10 protein-coding genes are annotated in these 19938 nt (G+C 45.0%); 3 read left to right on the forward strand and 7 right to left on the reverse strand.

Translation table 11 applies throughout. The features are described from left to right. The first annotated feature begins 161 nt into the window (after positions 1 to 161). Together opcA and RIC07_RS35425 are read left to right on the forward strand one after the other, a co-directional pair. On the forward strand, positions 162 to 1529 hold the full coding sequence (gene opcA, locus RIC07_RS35420; RefSeq protein WP_446383522.1) for a glucose-6-phosphate dehydrogenase assembly protein OpcA: 1368 nt from the start codon (positions 162 to 164) through the stop codon (positions 1527 to 1529). Between the two features lie 251 nt (positions 1530 to 1780). Further along, positions 1781 to 3148, forward strand: coding sequence for a cobyrinate a,c-diamide synthase (locus RIC07_RS35425; RefSeq protein ID WP_446398597.1), 1368 nt, complete (start codon positions 1781 to 1783; stop codon positions 3146 to 3148). A 330-nt stretch (positions 3149 to 3478) separates the two neighbouring features. Here RIC07_RS35425 and RIC07_RS35430 read toward each other — a convergent pair whose 3' ends face one another. Beyond that, complete coding sequence (locus tag RIC07_RS35430) at positions 3479 to 5164, reverse strand: NAD(P)H-quinone oxidoreductase subunit 4 (RefSeq protein WP_446398598.1); 1686 nt, start codon at positions 5162 to 5164, stop codon at positions 3479 to 3481. A gap of 175 nt (positions 5165 to 5339) precedes the next feature. Here RIC07_RS35430 and RIC07_RS35435 point away from each other — a divergent pair, with 175 nt between their 5' ends. Continuing rightward, a complete protein-coding gene (locus RIC07_RS35435; RefSeq protein ID WP_446398599.1) occupies positions 5340 to 6254 on the forward strand; it encodes a cation diffusion facilitator family transporter in 915 nt (304 codons plus the stop codon). 103 nt (positions 6255 to 6357) lie between these two features. Here RIC07_RS35435 and RIC07_RS35440 read toward each other — a convergent pair whose 3' ends face one another. The 6 genes from RIC07_RS35440 to RIC07_RS35465 form a co-directional block, all read right to left on the reverse strand. Beyond that, positions 6358 to 11268 (reverse strand): WD40 domain-containing protein, encoded by a 4911-nt coding sequence (locus RIC07_RS35440; protein WP_446398600.1) that lies wholly within the window; start codon positions 11266 to 11268, stop codon positions 6358 to 6360. Next, complete coding sequence (locus tag RIC07_RS35445; RefSeq protein ID WP_446398601.1) at positions 11265 to 12683, reverse strand: ATP-binding protein; 1419 nt, start codon at positions 12681 to 12683, stop codon at positions 11265 to 11267. The genes RIC07_RS35440 and RIC07_RS35445 overlap by 4 nt, the downstream gene beginning before the upstream one ends. A gap of 460 nt (positions 12684 to 13143) precedes the next feature. After that, complete coding sequence (locus RIC07_RS35450) at positions 13144 to 14484, reverse strand: erythromycin esterase family protein (RefSeq protein WP_446398602.1); 1341 nt, start codon at positions 14482 to 14484, stop codon at positions 13144 to 13146. A gap of 300 nt (positions 14485 to 14784) precedes the next feature. Beyond that, entirely contained in the window at positions 14785 to 15441 is a 657-nt protein-coding gene (locus tag RIC07_RS35455) for a phosphoribosyltransferase (RefSeq protein ID WP_446398603.1), read from the reverse strand. A gap of 151 nt (positions 15442 to 15592) precedes the next feature. Then, positions 15593 to 18196, reverse strand: coding sequence for a PAS domain S-box protein (locus RIC07_RS35460; protein WP_446398604.1), 2604 nt, complete (start codon positions 18194 to 18196; stop codon positions 15593 to 15595). Next, a complete protein-coding gene (locus RIC07_RS35465) occupies positions 18138 to 19643 on the reverse strand; it encodes a CBS domain-containing protein (RefSeq protein WP_446398605.1) in 1506 nt (501 codons plus the stop codon). Before RIC07_RS35465 ends, RIC07_RS35460 begins: the two co-directional genes overlap by 59 nt. Between the last annotated feature and the right edge of the window lie 295 nt (positions 19644 to 19938).

The following is a 19938-nucleotide window of genomic DNA, read 5'->3' on the forward strand; positions in this document are numbered from 1 at the left end:
CAATGACCAATGACCAATGACCAATGACCAATGACCAATGACCAATGACCAATGACCAATGACCAATGACCAATGACCAATGACCAATGACCAATGACCAATGACCAATGACCAATGACCAATGACCAATGACCAAAAACAAATAACGAAGGATAATAACGATGGTACAATCTCCTCCAATCCTATCTCTACAATCACCTAAAGACGTTTCCTTAAGTGAAATTGAGGAAGAACTGCGTCATATCTGGCAAAGCTACAGTACAACAGATAATAATACGGATGTTCCTAGTGCTGTACGAGCAACCACGTTTACGTTGGTGGTTTACGAACCGGAAGAAACTCAACTGCTTTTAAGCGCATTGGGATATTATTCGGGTCCCATTGACGGAATTATTGGACCGCGCATGTTTGCCGCAATCAAAGCCGCCCAGAAAACTTATGGATTGCCGAGAACAGGTAAGGCAGACGACAAAACTAAGGAAAAACTGCGCGAAGAGTATAATGAACGGCATCAGCAAGAGGTGAATGGAAATGGGGAAACCAGACGGCAACCCTATTCGGCGGATATAGAAGGATCGGGAATTGCTGATGCGATCGCGGCGGCGAATCCTTGTCGAATTATCGCCCTGTGTCCGATTGTCGGTGAAGATGAAGGGGTGACGGCTCAAGTTTCTGCCTCTTGTCCGATGCAAAAGCACAGTCAAAGTACCCTAGTTTGCTGTGAATACATTACCTTGAGTGGTACACCAGCAGCTTTAGAGCGCATCGGGGGTATGATCTGTGAACTGATGATTAGTGATTTACCCCAATTTATCTGGTGGAAAGGAACCCCTGATCCAGATTATGGGTTGTTCAAACGACTGGCTGGAATTAGCAATAACGTGATTGTGGATTCCAGTGCCTTCCAAAAACCAGAAGAGGCGTTGGCACGACTACAGGAGTTCATCACCCAGGACATCCCCATGGCTGACCTCAATTGGCAACGGTTAGCCTCATGGCAAGAATTGGCGGCTGAGGCATTTGATCCGCCAGAACGCCGCTCTGCGCTCAAAGAGGTTGACCAAGTTACTATCGATTATGAGCAAGGTAATCCAGCTCAAGCGTTAATGTTTCTGGGATGGTTAGCCTCTCGACTGCAATGGCGTCCGGTTTCCTATTCCAAAGAGGGCGGAGAATATGATATCCGACGGGTTAAATTTACGACTCCCGAACATCGCCCGGTAGAAGCTGAATTAGCCGGAATTCCTACGGCTGATGTGGGAGAAGTGGCGGGAGATTTGATTAGCCTGCGTTTGGGTTCAACAAATATGGATGCAGACTGCTGTACTGTGTTGTGTTCAGAAACCACAGGTTGTATGCGGATGGAGGCACATGGCGGGGCGCAATCGTGCCGCATTCAGCAAGTTACGCCGATGTTTGACCAAAAAACGGAGCAGTTGTTGAGTCAGCAATTGCAGCGTTGGAGTCGCGATTTGCTCTATGAAGAAAGTCTGGCGGTGACTGGGCAGATCATGAACGCTGGGAGTTAGGGATTCGGTGATGGGGGAGTTACCAGCTATCAGTTATCAGTGAGCAGTTATCAGGAGTAGGGGAGATGGGGGAGATGGGGAAGATGGGGAAGATTGTGTAGGGGCGGGTTTCACGACTATCTTTTTGGTTACACCCAAATGTACATAAACCCGCCCCGACTTGACGAATAACGAATGACAAATGACAAATGACAAATGACAAATAACGAATGACAAATGACAAATGACAAATGACAAATGACCAATGACCAATGGCTTTAATTATTGCTGGTGAACGGAGTGGGGTAGGCAAAACAACGGTGACGCTTGCCCTACTTTCGTGTTTATCGCGACGGTATCGTCGAGTGCAATCCTTTAAAGTGGGTCCAGATTACATTGACCCGATGTTTCATCAACGGGTAACGGGGCTTCCCTGTCGCAATTTAGATCCGGTGTTAACGTCGGAAACTTATGTTCAAGCCTGTTTTAACCTTCATCTGCACGGGGTAGACTATGCTCTGATTGAAGGGGTGATGGGGTTGTTTGATGGTGCATCAGGACGCGATGATGTTGCCAGTACAGCGCATATTGCCCGACTGTTAAATGTCCCGGTGCTGTTAGTTTTAGATTGTAGTCGCTTATCCCGTTCCGTCGCCGCGATCGCACAAGGATATCGTTGCTTTGATCCCCGCATCCAAGTGGCTGGGGTGGTGTTGAATCGAGTGGGGAGCGATCGCCATTTAGAATTGCTTCAAGATGCCCTAGAACCCCTACAATTACCTATACTCGGTGTACTCCGGCGTCAGGATAGTCTGACGATTCCCGATCGCCATCTGGGATTAGTTCCCACCGATGAACTGACGTTTCTGGATCAGTTCATTGATCAACTGGCTCATATTGGCGAAACCTGCTTTAACTGGGAGCATTTGTTGCCTCTGTTAAGGGCAGAGATTCACGATTTAACCGTTACCAATCAACCGTTATACCCCGGTGTAACTCAACCCATTACCCGAATTGCCATCGCTCGCGATCGCGCCTTTAGTTTCTACTATCAAGATAATCTGGATTTATTGCAACAGTTGGGAGCGGAATTAGTTCCCTGGAGTCCCCTAGTGGATACCACATTACCCGAAGGCGTGCAGGGACTTTATTTTGGTGGGGGATTCCCCGAAGTGTTTGCCCAGGAATTGGCGGATAATATCGAGGCGCGTCAGGCGGTGTGGAATGCCATTGTTCAGGGAATGCCTACCTATGCTGAATGTGGTGGGTTGATGTATTTGTGCCAACAGGTTACAGATTTTGAGGAAAAATGTTGGTCGATGGTAGGGATATTACCCACAAAGGCGGTAATGGGCAAACGTTTAACCCTGGGATATCGTCAAGCAACGGCATTACAGCATACGCCATTGGTATTAGTGGGTGAAAGGGTTTGGGGACATGAATTTCATCGTTCCCAGTTAACAGCAAGTCCTGAACAGCCTTTGTTTGAAACAAGAGGATATGATCCGAAGGGAAAAGTGGGGATTGAGGGGTGGCGAATGCATCAATTACATGCGTCCTATATTCATCTGCATTGGGGTGGAACAACAGGTATTCCTCGGCGTTTTTTGAAATGTTGTCAACAATTTAATCCAAATTAAGTAGGTGGGGACAATTAAAGATCGTCATTTGTCATTCGTCATTTGTCATTTGTCATTCGTCATTTGTCATTCGTCATAAGCTGTTATGCATTTAAATTGGGAATGGGTAGTGACCAAGATGTTTGCACCACAAGGATTTCGCAGTTTCTAACATTATGGTTTAAATGCCGAACAGCTTACTCGCTTCGCCAGAAGCAAGCTACGTCCTTTGTTAAAAGTAACGCACCATATACCTGAGAACGGTGCGTTACGGCGCAAAAGCGCAAATTATTCGTGATGTTAATCCAAGTAAGCGCCTAACGCACCCTACGAAAATTTGAGAAGTTGAAGTTAGCGATTATAGGAAACTGTTGCTACCGATGGTTCCTTAATTTGAGGAACTACGACGTTCTGAGCATAAATCTGGGGCTTATCTTGGGCGACTTGGAAATACGCTTCCCGTAGCTGCGCGTTAACCGCTACTGTCTTGGCATCATAAAGCTGGGTGGCGAGTTTGGGATAGAACCCAATACCCAGAATCAGCACTAAAAAGCAAGCGGCAATAAAAACTTCCCGTGGTTTAGCATCGGTGTAGATTGCATTAGTCGGCAAAACACAATCCGTGCCAAAGCAAACGGCTCCTTCTTCATCCTTATTCTCGAAGTTGGAATTATCAAGTTCACAGGTTGGGGCGACGCCTGCTCCGTAAAAGACTTGTCTGAGTAGAGAGAGGAGATAGATAGGTGTAAGGATCAGTCCCAACGCCGAGAGGAAGACTGTTACTGTGCGGAAAGTTGAGCTATAAATATCACTGGTTGTCACCCCGACAAAGACTGAAAGTTCGCTGGCAAATCCACTCATTCCCGGAAGGGCAATGGATGCCATTGCGGCGGCGGTAAACAAGGCAAATACTTTGGGCATCACCTGACCAATACCACCCATATTATTTAAGGCTAGGGTGTGGGTACGATCATAGGTAACTCCAGCTAGGAAGAATAGCACAGCGGCAATTAAACCGTGGGAAATCATTTGCAACATTGCGCCACTGATCCCTAAGTCGGTGAATGAGGCGATTCCGAGGAGGACAAACCCCATGTGAGACACGGAGGAAAAGGCAAGACGCCGCTTCATATTTGGCTGGGCAAAGGAGTTGAGTCCACCATAGACAATATTGATCACCCCTAACATCGCCAGAATTGGGGCAAAGTAAACGTGAGCATCGGAAAGTATCTCTAGATTCAGGCGAATTAATCCATATCCGCCCATTTTCAGGAGTACCCCAGCTAAAATCATTGATACAGGAGCCGAGGCTTCACCATGAGCATCGGGAAGCCAGGTGTGCAAGGGGAAAACCGCTAATTTAACTCCAAAGGCAATTAATAATCCCGCATAGAGTAGCAGTTCTAATGCCAAGGGGTAATCCTTGATGCCGAGTTCAACCATATCAAAGCTGATTGTCCCCTCGCCATAGAGTGCCATGGCTAACCCAGCGACCAAAATAAATATAGAGGCGGCGGCAGTATAGAGTAAGAATTTGGTCGCGGCGTATTGACGCTTCTGTCCCCCCCAAATCGAGACGAGGAGATAAACGGGAACCAGTTCCAGTTCCCACATAATAAATAGGAGCAGAATGTCTTGGGCGATAAAGACGCCAATTTGTGCCGAATACAGCACCAGCATCAGAAAATAGAAGAGGCGAGGCTTGTGATCGACTTGCCAAGCTGCGAAAATGGAGAGCGTTGTCACCAGTCCCGCCAGAAGTACCAGGGGAAGTGACAGTCCATCCACAGATATTGCCCAACTGAGACCTAATTGAGGTATCCAGGTATACTTTTCGGTGAGTTGGAATGTGGCGCTGCTGGAATCGTAATGCTGCCAAAAGGTGTACACCATCAACAGAAAATCTGCGATCGCGACACCGAGGGCATACCATCGCACTGTCTTACCCCCCTTATCTGGCAGTAGAGGAATGGCAAGAGAGGCAATGAGTGGTAATAGGACGATCGCGCTTAGCCAGGGAAATGAATCGGCTATCATGACGATGAGAAAAAATACTTAGTTAACAGATGATGTTATTTTACTAAGCTTTGTAACATTTTTATCATAAATATTTATCTTGGATCACTATAGGGTATCCCCGTAGAGGATGTAGACCACCGTTTTCATAGTTTTGGGGCGGGGAGAGAAAGAATCTACATTGGGTAATCACAGCATGTCCCACAACCACCATCACCATCACGACCACGAATCCTTCAACTACAATCGTGCTTTTGCCATTGGTTTAATTCTCAATGGCGGGTTTGTCATTGTTGAAGCCGCTTCGGGTATCTTCTACAATTCCCTGGCGTTACTGGCGGATGCAGGTCACAATCTCAGTGATGTCTTAGGCTTGGTTCTGGCTTGGGGTGCGAATATGTTGTCCCAACGTTCTCCAACCAAGCGCTATACCTACGGCTTCCGTCGTTCCTCGATTTTGGCGGCTCTTTTAAATGCTACCCTTGTCCTCGTGGCGATGGGTGCAGTGGCGTGGGAAGCGGTGAGAAAGTTCTTTAATCCTCAATCTGTACCCGGTGGTGTTGTGATTGGTGTTGCTTTGGTTGGCGTGGTGATTAATACCATTACAGCACTCTTGTTCATGTCTGGTCGTAAAGAGGATATGAACATTCGCGGTGCATTTGTGCACATGGCGGCGGATGCGCTGGTTTCTGTGGGAGTCGTGCTGGCGGGTATTGCGATCGCGGTAACGGGGTGGCTGTGGTTCGACCCGGCTGTCAGTTTAGTTATTGTGGTGGTTGTGGTGGTGAATACGTGGCAACTGTTTCGGGAGTCGCTGAATTTAGCCCTAGATGCGGTTCCGGAAGGGATTGAACCCCTTGCCATTCGCACGTATCTAACTGAACTTCCTGAGGTTGATCAAGTCCATGACCTGCATATCTGGGCAATGAGTACGACAGAAATAGCGTTAACGGCTCATCTGGTGATACCCAAAGGGTATCCGGGTGATGCTTTTTTGATGAGGGTATCCCAGCATCTGCATGACCAGTTTGGCATTGAACATCCGACGATCCAAATCGAAACGGGTGATCCGAGTCAACCCTGTACTTTGGCTTCAGAGAATCAGGTTTAATCGTCATTGGTCTTACAAAGTCCGCCTGCGCGGACTGGAATATAAAGGGGATAGTAAACTATGGCAAGATAATGATCACGTTTAGACAAGGAGGCGCTGTTGGCTAGGGCTGAGAACCAATTCCGTCACACAGACTGCGATCGCGTTTGTCCAGACTAGGGTTATTCTGGAGATAATCTCGTAGGCGATCGCAACTACGCTCGATGAGCTGATTTGGCTGCAAAAGAGTCACATCCCACAGAATCAGGGTCTTATCATTAATTGCCGAGGCAATGAGTTCATTCTTAGATGTGAATCTCACCTGCCAATCAAAATCCCTGGGTCCCGACAGGGTATGGAGTAACTCACCGTCTCGATTCCAGAGTCTGACGGTTTTGTCTTTACTCATGGTGGCAATTTTCTGACCCTTTGGGCTAAACACGACTTCGCTAACTTCATCGGTATGACCTTCTAAGGTTTCTAGCAACTCGCCTTTTCGATTCCAAAGTCTGACCGTCTTGTCTTTACCCACTGTGGCAATAATCTGACTATCTGGGCTGAACGCTACTCCGTTAACTTCACCGCTATGTCCGTTTAGGATTGCCAGTGACTCGCCGTCTCGATTCCACAGTATGCCCTCGTCGTCCCAACTTGCCGTAGCAATCATCTGACTGTCTGGGCTGAACGCTATTCCCTGAACCTGATCACGATGCCCTTTCAAGGTTGTCACTGAAGTGCCATCGAGTGTCCAGAGTTTGACGGTTCTGTCCTTATTCGCTGTGGCGAGGATCTGGTTATCAGGGCTAAAAGCTAGGCTGTTAATTTCCTCAGTCTGCCCGACTAGAGTTGCGACAAGAGTGCCGTCAGCCTGCCAAATTTTTACAGTATCGTCCCAACTCGCCGTGGCAATAAGTGTACCATCTGGGCTGAAAATAACGTTGTAGACTCCTGAGTGATGCCCTTCTAGGGTGTTTATCAGAGTGCCGTCAGTCTTCCAGAGATTGACTGTGCTGTCTTCACTTGCTGTAGCAATCTTCTTACCATCTGAACTGAAATCTATACTATGGATCTCCTGAGAATGGTTTTTAAGTATTCTTTTATTTAAGCTTTTATTTCGCTTCCAGAGTTTGACTGTGTTGTCTTGACTAGCAGAGGCAATCATCTGACCATCAGGGCTAAAGTCTACGCCAAAAACACCGTCAGTATGCCCTTCCAGGGTTTCGAGTAAAGTGCCATCCTTACTCCAGATGTTAATCGTCTTATCCCAACTGGTCGTTGCAATTCTCTTGCCATCGGGACTGAAATCAACTCGGATTACCCGATCCGTATGACCGTTGAGCGTATGCTGTAATGTACCATCAGTGTTCCAGAGTTTAGCTGTATTATCTCGACTCACAGAGGCAATCATTTTACCATCGGGGCTAAATGCAACTCCGAAAACGCGATTACTATGGCTATTGTCTTCTTTTAAGGTTTCGTCTTTTAGCGTGCGGAATGATTTTTTATTCGTAGTTTTCCAGAGTTTGACAGTCCCATCCCAACTCGCTGAGGCAATTATCTCACCATTTGGGCTAAATGCTATTCCGTCAATCACATCTTCATGTCCTGTCAAAGTTTTGAGCAATTTGCCATTTTCAGTGTTCCAGAGTTTGATTGTTTTATCCCCACTTGCCGTGGCAATGAGCTTGCCATCCGGGCTAAAAGCTACGCCAAAAACTCCATCACTATGTCCTTTCAAGGTATGTACTAGGTTTATGTCTAACTTATTGCCTATCTTTCTATCTATTTTCCAGATTTTGGCTGTTTTGTCGAAACTTGCCGTAGCAATCATTTGACCATCAGGACTGAAAGCTAAGTTATTGATTTTATCCCCTTCATCTTGATTTTCTTCTAAGGTATGAATAAACTTGCCATCAGGTTGCCAAAATTTCACCGTATTGTCAAAACTTGCCGTGGCAATGATCTCGTCAACCGGGCTAAAAGCAACTTGAAGAACCGCATCCTTGTGACCTTCGATACTGTTAGATTCTTGATACTCTTTAAATCCAAAGACTACTCGATATAGCATTTGTTCAAATTTCGGATTTATTTCTGTTTTTGAGCCACCTAATTTTTGCAGTTTTTTTCCTGAACTTAATGTTTTTTTGATTGCATCTAATTCTTGATTAGATGCAAAAAGTTTTTCCGATTCAGCAAGGTTTTTTTCAAGGTTACTTGTGATTTCATCTTGTCTTAGTCGCCATACCATTGGTGTAGCGAAAACTATAAACATGAAACCAGTCACTGTTACAGTTTGTAAAATTCGTAGTTGTTGCCGTAAAAGTTTATCAAGTTGCAATTGAGTCTGTTGGAGTTTTTCTAAAGAATCATCTCCAATTTTTTGGCGAATAAAAGCAACCAGATAATCATGAATTAACTGATAATGATTATCTGGGACACTTTGCCAAAGAAAGACTAAACCTGATTCTTTAAGAATTTGTAAGACAACTTTAAGTGTTTTGTCTAATCTCAAATCATTGCTTTTTGATTTTGTCGTCAAATCTAGAGTAAATATATATCTCCAGAAATTATTTCTCAATCCTTCTAAAAGTTTAGATTTCCGTGAAATTTCTAGTAGTTCTAGAATCTCTTTTTTCAAGTCATCATGAGTTTTCAAAGGACGAGTTTTATTCTCATCCGTCAGTAAAAACAAAACTAACCAGGCAATCTCTTCATTCTCGCTACCACAGTCTCGCACAACAGATTCCAAGTAACGTTGGACTAATTTTTGTTTAGCTTGAGAGCCAAGCTGCTTATAGTTTGCCAGAGTAGTAATTCCTTCGGCTTGCAATTGTGCGCCAACAATCTGTAATTCAATTGGACGGACTTCTCCCTGATTTTTGGAAAGTTCGCGTACTATTTCATTAATCAAAGCTGACTCCAAAGAAAATGCCGAATCTTCAGTTAAACTTTGGATTACATTTTTGGTATCTTCTGGGGATAAATTTCCTAATGTATAGAGACAAGTTTTGCCGAGAACGTCTTTGTTGACAATTGCCATTGTTTTGAGACGATTACAAGGCAGTAAATAATGGATAAAATCTTCTCGTATTGATAGAATAACTTTAACAAAACTCATCCTTAAGCATTCAGCTATAAACTCAAAGAAGATTTGCCGTTGCTTCCATTCTGTGCTAGCAAAGAAAAACTCTTCAAACTGGTCAAAAATTAAAACCGTAAATAAATTATCCTCTTCATTGCGTTGTAACGCCTCAAGCAAAGTCACAGGGGAATCCGGTAGATTCGGTAAGCTTATTCCTCGTTGATCAAGTGCCTTTGCCAGGGATAGACCTAACTCTCTACACCAGTCGGTATAAACTCGTAGGAGAACGGGCAAACTATCGCGAATACCGATACTGCGACGATTGAGTTCAGGAATTAAACCCGCATTCACCAGAGAACTTTTACCGACACCGGAAGGTCCACAAATCACCGTCAGTTGGTGCTGATTATTACCCATGCGGGCAATCAAATGCCGCACATCCCGTTCTCTTCCTGAAGCAATAATCTCTGGGGCAATTGTTTTTTGCGATAGCGTCAATCCAGATTTCGGCTGTCGCTGGGGTTGTAAATTTCCGGCACCAATAAACGCCCGAAAACCAAACTGTTGCTCGATTGAGCGTTGATATTGTTTAACTTCAAATGCCTGAAGATAATCCTGTTGCTCAAAATACAGCGATCGCAATTCCTCAAGAATCTGAATGTAAAGCTGCGGATTGTCCTCTGGATCACCATTTTTTGCCGCTTCTAGGTTCTCCAACGCCTCCTGAATCTGCCCCAGTTGTCGTAAGCTTTGTGCTAATACCAGCAGATGTAAACCCCGATACTGCTGTTGTTCACTGGGGAGACGATTGACAATTTCCAGGGCTTTTTCCGACAGTTCCTTCGCCTCAGTTGGGTTAGGCGGCTTCTGGTTGAGTGCGACTTCTGCCAAAAAGCTATAATCTTGAGCAAGTTCTACACTCATCCCATACCTTGCGTGGAGTGGCTGGAATTGATTTGCCAGCTTCTGTAATTCGTCCCAATCCTTAACTTGTCGCAGTACCTTGCCCAATTCGTTGCTAAACTTAGCGACTAAATCCTGCCGCTGTGCCTGTTTAAACCGTTCCAGACATTGTTTTAAATAAGGAATAGCTTCTTCACAGAAAAAGCAGTTGTCTGAGCGACACAGTTTTCCGGTGCGGGAATAACACAAGCCAATATGGAATAGTAGCACTCCTTGTCGTTCTAATAAGCAGGGGGTAGGATTATCCTGAGTTGTGGGTTCCCAAAAGTCTAGACTGTTTTGGTAATAGGTTAATGCTTGTTCCAGTTGACCAACCCAAAACGCATCTCGCCCCTGAACAAATTGCCAACAGGCTTCGAGTTCTGGTGTCAATGGCAGATTATAGCGTTTCAAATCGGCGATCGCACATTTAATTTCTGAGAGATAGCGCCAGCCAAAGATAGCTTCATTGGAGAGGAAGCGATTCGCCCCTGCATTTAAAACCGCTTTAAAGAGTTGCCTTACCCGCTTGTGGAGAATATCTTGCAACTCTTGCGGCGTAATCATCAATTCAGTCAGAGTTCCCCAATTTTTTAAATCAGGGGCAATCCGTGTCAGTTGCTGGGAAATAGAATCATTAATCCATATCAATACTGGGAAGGGGCAATGCTGGCGAAACTCCTCTCGCACCGAATTCATTGAACTCAGGAGTTGCTTAATCTCCCGCACTGACTCTATGCCTAAAACCATTAAAGCTGAAGGCTGTTCATCTCCTAATTGCTCACGAATTGTAGCGTAGAGCCGGGTTACTGAGGGTTCCAGGACAATTGTTCGCATTTCTGGGTAACGTTGGCGCAGCCGCCGCACCATTTGCTGCTGTAAGAGTGCGTAGTTACAGTGAACCCAAATCAGGGAAAATTCCCCTTCAGACATGGAAATTGCCCAAGCCAAATCCTCTAACGACTGTTCGCTAGGGGAAAGATTTTTCCGAGAGGAGTAAGATTCCATCATGACTTTAATTCCTTTGCCTCTGCCAAAATTGGATTAATATCAAACCAGTACCCATCGTCATCCCGGTACTCATAGACAAACAAGCTGCGGATTAGAGTTTTATAGTCTTGAGCGCCCGCCACCTTTTTGTGTTGGGCAACTTGTCGCAATAATTGCCACTCGGTATCACTAACAGCTAAAACTGCATCATTGCGATGTTCTCGAATAACATCTTCTAGACAGTCGCGACAAATGGGTAATCCTTTTTGTTTTTTGATCGAGTCATTTAATAGCCGCAGTAAATTCCGCACATGACCGCCACTAATTTGACACAAACGATCTAATGTTGCAGGATGATCAAAAACCTCGGTGATCCAATTGAGACGCTCTTGCTCATTCAAATCAGGAAAGGCTCTTGCCAGTACCATTTGTCGCAGTCGTTTCATTCCCTCCGCACATTCTGTTCCATCCCGCGATCGCACGGGGATCATCGGTAACACTTGGGGATTGACTAAAAATCGCTCTACTAAAGTACCAAAGTCCTTGGAGAACCTTAACGCCAAGGGCATAGTATAAATAACATGACAATTAAGTTGACGTAACTGTTGCCCTCGGTCTACAAATAAATATTCTTGTTGCGGTCGTCCAAAGGGTTTGGGAGTATTACTGATGCGGTCAAGATTATCGACAATTACCACCAGTCCCTTTTTACCCTTGGCTTTCAATTTTTCCTGTCCTGGTTCTAATAATTCGGAGTTAATTGCCTCTAAAATTCCCTTGGTTTGCGGTTCCAGATAGCTTCTTAACTTATTTCGTAACTCAGGAGACGCCTTCGCCTTAGCTGAAATCTTGCCAATTAAGGGTGCAATTAGGGAAAGTCCTTCCTCAGAGGAAAGGCTGACTTTGCCAATTCCAGGAATACCAACATCAACAGAGAACTCTTCCTCAATTTTCCCTGTAATCTTACCCATTCCCAGGACTGAGGCTTCGGCAGATAATTCAATTTCCGTTTGCAACAGTTTACTGACTTGCCTTAGCCTGGTCTTGAGATTGGTTGATTCTTCAAGTTTCAGGGTCTCGATACTATTACTCACCTGACGGGCGATGGCTAGCAAAATATCACTAATATCGACATCCTCAAACTCTAGGTCTTGATCAGAGACAAAGTAAACGACATGAAACCCGCGATATTCCAACTCTGCCTTCAGGCGTAACAATTCCGTAGACTTGCCACAACCAATATGTCCAGTGAATAGCTGACAGGTTGGTGTATCCGGTGACCATAAGGTGATATTTTCACGTAACTCTTCGATCACCTGACCACCCCGCACAACAGAAAAATCAATGTAATACTTATAGTCTGTTTCTGCGTTGTTCAAAAACAAGGTTTTGCCGGGATTCGTGGCTTGAAAAAAACTCCGTAAATCCAGCTTCATAGCAATCTTAATTCAATTGTATGGAGGCATGTCAGTGTAGTTGTAATACACTGAAATACCACTTTGGAATTTAGCACGGCTTAGGTAGGATGTGCAAACATTTTTATGAAACTATAATTTTCCTTAAAAAATATTGGGCTTGTTGTTATCGTTAGTGTGGTGACAAGAAGCTTACAACAGCGTAAGGTAAATCATTTCGTCCTTTATCTGAGGACAGGACGGATGAGGGAAAAATGAGTTTCTAATTCATCTTTCTTAAAACAAATATAGCCCTTGCCCGACTTGGCGAGTTTGCGTTTGGTCTGATCTACATCGGCTTTAACTCGTTCATACCTTGTCAGTAAGTAAGCCCAAACACCTGATCCAGTCGTCTTTAGACGACTTAAGCTTTTAGCCAGTGGTTTAAACCACTGGCTGGTTAACTGCCTTTTGCCTTATCTGTCCCGACAACCGGCTAAAATTACACGCCCATGGGGAAGGTTTCGGGGGCTTCACCTCGATCCCATTGATGGGTGCGTTCTAAGGGTTCGACGGCGCGAGTTTCGTCAAAATGGATAATCGCATCAAACTGTTCCGGTAATCGCGCCTGGAAATAATGGCTGACGCGCTCGGTTTGGGGCAGATAAATTACCCCGATCGCACGTTCTAAACGCGGCTTGTGTAACCCTTGCACGGCGGGGTTTTGCTCCCGTAAGTTCAGCCAAAAGTTCGGCTGTCCCGTCTGATGAAACAAGGCTTCATAACTTTCCGGTAATGCCCGACGCACTTGCTTGCGTTCCGCTGATGCACCCCAGTTGGAGGCGGCGGTAACGGTTCCGGTGTAGGTACTAAAGCCAATCAGGAAGGCATCGTCATTGTATTGCTGACGCACCAGTTGACCAACATTCAGTTCCCCCGCCGCGCCCATATCGGTGGCTCTGGCGTCGCCGAGGTGGGAGTTATGTTCCCAAACCACTACTTTCGTGGGTTGACCCTGTTGCTCAAAGTGAGTCACCAATTGGTTCAGGGTTTCCGCCATGTGGCGATCGCGTAAATTCCAGGAGGAAATTCGACCGCGAAACATGGAACGATAGTATTGTTCGGCGTTCTTAATCAGTCTGGCATTCTGTTCGGCATAGAAGAATTCATCTTCGGGAATACGCCCATCTCGTTGGGCATAATCCGCTGCACGGCGTCGTAAATCCACCAGTTGATCGACCACCTCATCTTCACAGGGTTGATTCATGCCAATGCTGGTAGCATATCCGTAGGTTTGGGTATCTTCACCAAAGTGATCGAAACAGGAGTAACGGTAACGCGCATGGGCGGCGGCTTCTGGATCAATGGTATCCAGATACTTGAGAACGGCTTCGATTGAGGTATAGAGGCTGTAGAGATCTAGCCCATAAAACCCGGCTTTCGTGGCATCCTGCGGTAAAGCATCATTGTACTCTCGCAGCCAACCGACAAAATTTAATACATCGGCATTGCGCCACATCCAAGTGGGGAAGCGTTGGAAATCTGCTAATGCGTCGATACTGTCGGGATCATCACTAACACCTCGAACGTAGCGATTAATCCGATAAGCATCGGGCCAATCGGCTTCAACGGCGACGGCGGTGAATCCCTTTTCTTGAATGAGCCGTTTGGTGAGTTCTGCCCGTTGTTGATAGAATTCGTGGGTGCCGTGGGAGGCTTCGCCGATGAGGACAAAACGAGCATCTCCGATTTGATCGAGTAGGGCATCATAGTCGGATGATGTCCCGGAAATAGGATGTGCGGCTTGACGTACAGCATCGGTCAGTTTAGTTTTTGTAGGCATGGTAATTTTATAATCTATAACGTCTGAATAGTTGGACGAGTGAGGCAGGGCTGGTTTTGTTGTTCCGTTATTGGTGGGGAGGGCGGGTTTTGTTGTTCATTTATCGGTGGATATTTGAATTTAGTCCCTAAACCCGCCCCTACAATTGTCCCTAAACCCTTACGAATGACAAATGACGAATGACGAATGACAAATGACAAATGACGAATGACAAATGACAAATGACAAATGACGAATGACAAATGACAAATGACAAATGACAAATGACAAATGACGATCCCTTTAATTGTCCCCACCTACTTAAGCTCTAGTCGGTTGTTGACTGGCTGCACGTTCCATCAAGTCACGCACTTCTTGGTCGGTGGTTTGGTCAAATTTGTCGTACCACAGACCGACGGCGTAGAACGATTGGGGTGTTTCACTACAGATAATTTTGTCTACCTTGACTTTAAACTCCTTGCAGGTTTCTGGCGCGGCAACGGGGACAGCGGCAACAATTTCCTTCGGGTTATGCTGTCGCAAGGCAACGGCAGCGGCGTGCATCGATGCACCTGTAGCTAACCCGTCATCCACCAAAAGTACGGTGCGATCGCGCAACTCCAGAGGCGGCAGATCCCCTCGGTAAGCTTTTTCCCGCCGTTCTAATTCTTGTTGCTCTTTGGCTGCAACTTTGTCAATCGCTTGCTTGGATACACTCAGCGATCGCACCACGTCCTTATTTAAAATGCGCGTACCACCACTGGCGATCGCACCCATGGCTAATTCTTTGTGACCCGGTGCGCCTAATTTGCGAACCAGCCACACATCTAGAGGCGCATTGAGTCCTCTGGCTACCTCATACGCCACCGGGACACCCCCACGGGGTAATCCCAGAACAATCACATCGGGGCGGTTGGCATACTCTTTCAAATCGCTGGTGAGTCTTTGACCTGCTTCTTTTCTAGTTTTGAAAATCATAATTATTCTAATTTGTCAATAAATTTTAGAGAACTAATTCCAGTCAGTGAATTAAGTTGAAACTGTTCCCTGTTTCCTCGTCTTTTAGATTAGATCGCTAGATGCCAGAAATTCGTCAACCTACAGATAGATACCTGAACAACTCAAAACCCTAGCTAATTTCTTTCGCAAGATCCATGTCATTTAAGGGGATTTTTCTTGGCTGTTGCGATCGCGGTTTGATCGGCATCTCGATTATGAACGTTGTCCCTTCCCCTGGGGTGGACAGGCAACTGAGTTGTCCCTGGTGTTTCTCAACGATAATTTGGTAGCTAATGGATAAGCCCAAACCTGTACCACTGCCCACGGGTTTTGTTGTAAAAAATGGATCAAAGATTTGCGGTTGCACCTCCTCAGAGATGCCGATTCCATTGTCAGTAATGCGGATGATCACAACGTCGGTCTGCTGGTTTCCATTTTTCGGGGGGGGTTGTCGGTGAGCATCAGCGACTTCGGTGCTGATCTTAATTACTCCAGGTGACGAGTGACTTTCTATGGCATCGAGAGCATTAACAAGTATATTCATAAACACCTGATTCAATTGATTCGCATAACAAGTTACTTGGGGGAGTTTACCATACTCTTTAATCACCTGAATGTCCGGTCGATTGCCTGGAAGTTTGAGTCGATGCTGTAAAATAAACAGGCTACTGTCTATCCCTTGATGAATATCCACCGACTTCAGGTCAGCTTCATCGAGTCGAGAAAAGTTTTTCAGGGAAAGAATAATCTGATGAATCCGCTCTGCCCCTTCTTGGATAGAATTGAGCAGTTTATGCCAATCTTCTTGGATAAATTGTAAATCAATGGCTTTCGCTATATCTTGAATAGATGCAGAGGGATTGGGATAGGTTTCTTGATAGATATTAATTAAGCGCAGCAAATCATTAAAATATTGACGACCAATGGTGAGATTGCCCACAATAAAAGAAACGGGATTATTAATTTCGTGAGCTATTCCCGCAATCATTTGCCCCAAACTGGACATTTTTGCCGTTTGCACAAGCTGGGATTGGGTGCGTTTTAATTCTTCGAGGGTGCGTTGGAGTTGATGCGCTCGTTCTCGTTCGCGTGCTTCGGATTGTCGTAGGGCGGTTTCGGCTTTTTGGCGTTGGGTGATATCTAAGGCGGTGCCGAAGAGTTTAATTACCCGATGGTGTTGATCAAAAATGGGTTCAATTCTTACCTCAAGATGCCGAACGGTTGTACGATTTTTCGGTACAATCTGAAAGTCTAATTCGTAGCAGAGTCCTTGGGCAATGGCTTGCTTGACTGTTTCCTCGAATTCTGAGCAGTAATTGGGATGAATGAAGTCAAGGAGTTGTTGATAAGTGGGTTCCGTTTGATTGGGTTCCAGACCAAAAATGCGAAACAGTTCTGCTGACCAAATAATTTGATTCGTGATCACATCAAATTCCCAATTGCCAATATGAGCAATACGTTGAGCTTGAGCCAGATTTTCTTCGGAGAGGCGCAGTTTTTCTTCCGCCTGCTTGCGCGTGGTAATATCAATGCCAAAGGATTGAACTTCTATAATTTGTCCTTCTGTATCCCGAATCGGTTGATCTGTCCACTTAAACCAATGGAGTTCCCCCTGGTGAGAAATCATGATATGTTCGGAGGTTTCGGGACATTCGTGGTTGACAAGCGATTCGACAAAATCCCTCATCTGATCTTGAATGGAATCAGGCAGTAACTCTAAATATTTAGTGCCAATCAGTTCAGTTTGAGACTTAGAAAAAAAACGACAGTAAGACTGATTAACAAACGTGAGGGTGGTATCTGGTTTCCAGCGACAGACGAGAACTTGTTCCTGAAATTCTACCAGTTCTCGATAGCGGATTTCACTTAAACGTAATGCCTCTTGTGCTTGTTGACGTTCTGTGATATCACTAGCTGTACCAGTTACACCGACAACCTGACCCTGGTCATCAACTACTGCGATCGCGTTGAGTAATAATTGAATGGGTTCCCCTGCTTTGGTTAGATGGGTGGTTTCATATTGGAACACCGACTCTCCCTGAAGTAAACGCTCAAAAAGATTGACATCCGCTTCCAGACATTCCGGTGACAGAAACTCGGTAAACGAACGTCCCAGCATTTCCTCTGGAGAGTAGCCATAAAGGTGGTGGACAATCGGATTAACAAAGGTGTAATTCCCATCCCGATTAATCGACCAAATTAAGTCTTGTGACGCTTCAACCAGATGGCGATATTTTTTTTCACTCTCACTCAGGGCAATTTCTACCTGCTGGCGTTCCTGAATTTCTTGTTGCAGTTGGATATTTTGTTGGGTTAGCTGCTTTTGTAACCGTTGCAGACGCAGTTGACTCTCCACCCGCGCTAAAACTTCTTGCACTTGAAACGGTTTAGTAATGTAATCGACGCCACCGACTTCAAAGGCTTTCACCTTATCAAAGGTTTCATTTAAACCACTTAAAAAAATGACGGGAATAGTCTCGGTTTTCGGAGAGGCTTTCAACTGTTGGCAAACTTGATAGCCGTCCATATCCGGCATGACAATATCCAGTAAAATTAAATCGGGGGGATTGTTCGCAATAGATTTCAGCGCCAGTCTACCATTGGGAATGATCCGGATTTTGTACCCTTGTTCGCTTAACATCTCGGTTAACAGGTGCAAATTATCCGGGGTATCATCAATCGTTAGTATTGTCCCTTTGTACAGAGGAATTGACTCCAGAGTCATCATCTTCATCAGTAGGTGGTTTGGTCAAAGCTAATAGGTACTCGAATTGAAATTCATGAGTTAAAGTAGAGAGAGAATTGGCTAAGGATTCATCGCGATCGCGAATGCCCTCTATGAGGCTCAACATCTTATCAAAATCCCCTTCAATTGTGGCTTGATGGAGCGATATTCGCCACTCCGTCGGTAAATCCGCCAAATCCGTTGGCGTCAACGTAATGGTTATCGGGGATTCGGGAATCTTGGGTAGCACATCAGACAGCTCAAAATTTGCAGTATCCCGAATGTGAGTAGACTGGCTTTTGGTTAAGTCTAATAGGTTTTCTAGCAGTTCCAGCAAATGCTTACCAGCACTATAGATAATCCCTACATTTTTCTGATCCTCAGATGAGAGGGATTCAGAACGGTGCATCAGTTGAGCAAACCCGAGAATCGCATGGAGTGGTGTTCTAAATTCATGGTTTAAATTAGCTAAGAAAGCCCGTTTAACTTGGTTAGCGGCGGCGGCTTCGTCTTTGACTTGTTGCAGTTGTTCTTCTAATTTGGCATATTGGCAGAGGTTTTGCTGCAATTGCTCATTGATTTGACTTAACTCCTTAGTTCGCTCATCCACTTGTTGACGCAAAAGTTCAACGGTGGCATACATTTCTAGGGGATTCAGCGCTTCTAGGATCGTACTTTGGGTGATGATTCCAGCTAGTTTTCCGGCTTCGTCTACAACCACTAAACGACGAATTTTATGGCGTTTCATCATTTCATTCGCCAGCATCATTGAATCATTGATTTCAATGGGAAGCAGGGGGGTACTCATCACGGTTTTTGCTGGAGTTGTTGCGAAATTAATCCCCATTTTTTGCAACTGAATAATATCGCGTTCGGTAATAATTCCCTGGGGAACAATATCTGCGTTGTTTTGGGTTTCAGTAATCACGATGCAGCTTTTCTCATGGGTGAGCATTTGCTGCGTAATTTCTAGGAGAGACGCCGTGACAGAATTCTGAATCACCTGAGAATTCATCACATCTGCCACTCGTTTAAACTTTAATAAGTCAGTCGGTTGAACAATCTCTCGAATGGTTTTAGGCGTAATCACTCCAATAATTTCACCCCCTTTATTGATGACAGGTAAATGACGAATATGATGCTGGCGTAGCAGGTAAATAATAGAAAAAATACCTTGATCTTGGTCAATGGAAACGGTAATCGGATCAGACGTCATCACCGATTGAATCCTTAAGTTTTCCAGGGGTAGCTGCTGGGCAGCGATGCGGACAAAATCCCGTTCCGTGAAAATACCGACTAACCGTTTTTCTTGGACGACTAATGCATAACTACTCTGACGTTCATTGAGCCAATTGATAACCTCCGTTACCCGCATCTGGGGAGTAACTATGAGGGGATGGCGATCAATAGATTTTGATTGCGATAATTGTGCCAAGAGAGGACTGCAAGATGACATTTTTCCGTTTTATTATAATTTTTAAAGCAAACTTAGTTCAATTGTAATCTATATCGGCATTCGTCATTCGTCATTCGTCATTCGTCATTCGTCATTCGTCATACTCGCTACCCTTGAGAAGCAAGCTACGTTTATGTAAGGATTTGAGGAACATTCACAGAACTTAAGATAGTTCGGTTTATTTCCACCGACCTACTTAGACTAACTATATAACGTGTCACTCAGTCAAGGTATTAGGTTGGGAGTTGTTCACGACTGATTTAGACGAGAGCAGAGTTTCACATTTCGTTATCAT

It is taken from the genome of Coleofasciculus sp. E1-EBD-02, from assembly GCF_040218245.1.
Classification (GTDB): Bacteria; Cyanobacteriota; Cyanobacteriia; order Cyanobacteriales; family Coleofasciculaceae; genus Coleofasciculus.

What these genes read in the sequence shown, in the direction of transcription:
- RIC07_RS35450 (WP_446398602.1), bottom strand. Translation starts at nt 14,484, where the DNA reads ATGCCTACAAAAACTAAACTGACCGATGCTGTACGTCAAGCCGCACAT.
- RIC07_RS35440 (WP_446398600.1), bottom strand. Translation starts at nt 11,268, where the DNA reads ATGATGGAATCTTACTCCTCTCGGAAAAATCTTTCCCCTAGCGAACAG.
- RIC07_RS35460 (WP_446398604.1), bottom strand. Translation starts at nt 18,196, where the DNA reads ATGAAGATGATGACTCTGGAGTCAATTCCTCTGTACAAAGGGACAATA.
- RIC07_RS35445 (WP_446398601.1), bottom strand. Translation starts at nt 12,683, where the DNA reads ATGAAGCTGGATTTACGGAGTTTTTTTCAAGCCACGAATCCCGGCAAA.
- opcA (WP_446383522.1), top strand. Translation starts at nt 162, where the DNA reads ATGGTACAATCTCCTCCAATCCTATCTCTACAATCACCTAAAGACGTT.
- RIC07_RS35455 (WP_446398603.1), bottom strand. Translation starts at nt 15,441, where the DNA reads ATGATTTTCAAAACTAGAAAAGAAGCAGGTCAAAGACTCACCAGCGAT.
- RIC07_RS35430 (WP_446398598.1), bottom strand. Translation starts at nt 5,164, where the DNA reads ATGATAGCCGATTCATTTCCCTGGCTAAGCGCGATCGTCCTATTACCA.
- RIC07_RS35435 (WP_446398599.1), top strand. Translation starts at nt 5,340, where the DNA reads ATGTCCCACAACCACCATCACCATCACGACCACGAATCCTTCAACTAC.
- RIC07_RS35465 (WP_446398605.1), bottom strand. Translation starts at nt 19,643, where the DNA reads ATGTCATCTTGCAGTCCTCTCTTGGCACAATTATCGCAATCAAAATCT.
- RIC07_RS35425 (WP_446398597.1), top strand. Translation starts at nt 1,781, where the DNA reads ATGGCTTTAATTATTGCTGGTGAACGGAGTGGGGTAGGCAAAACAACG.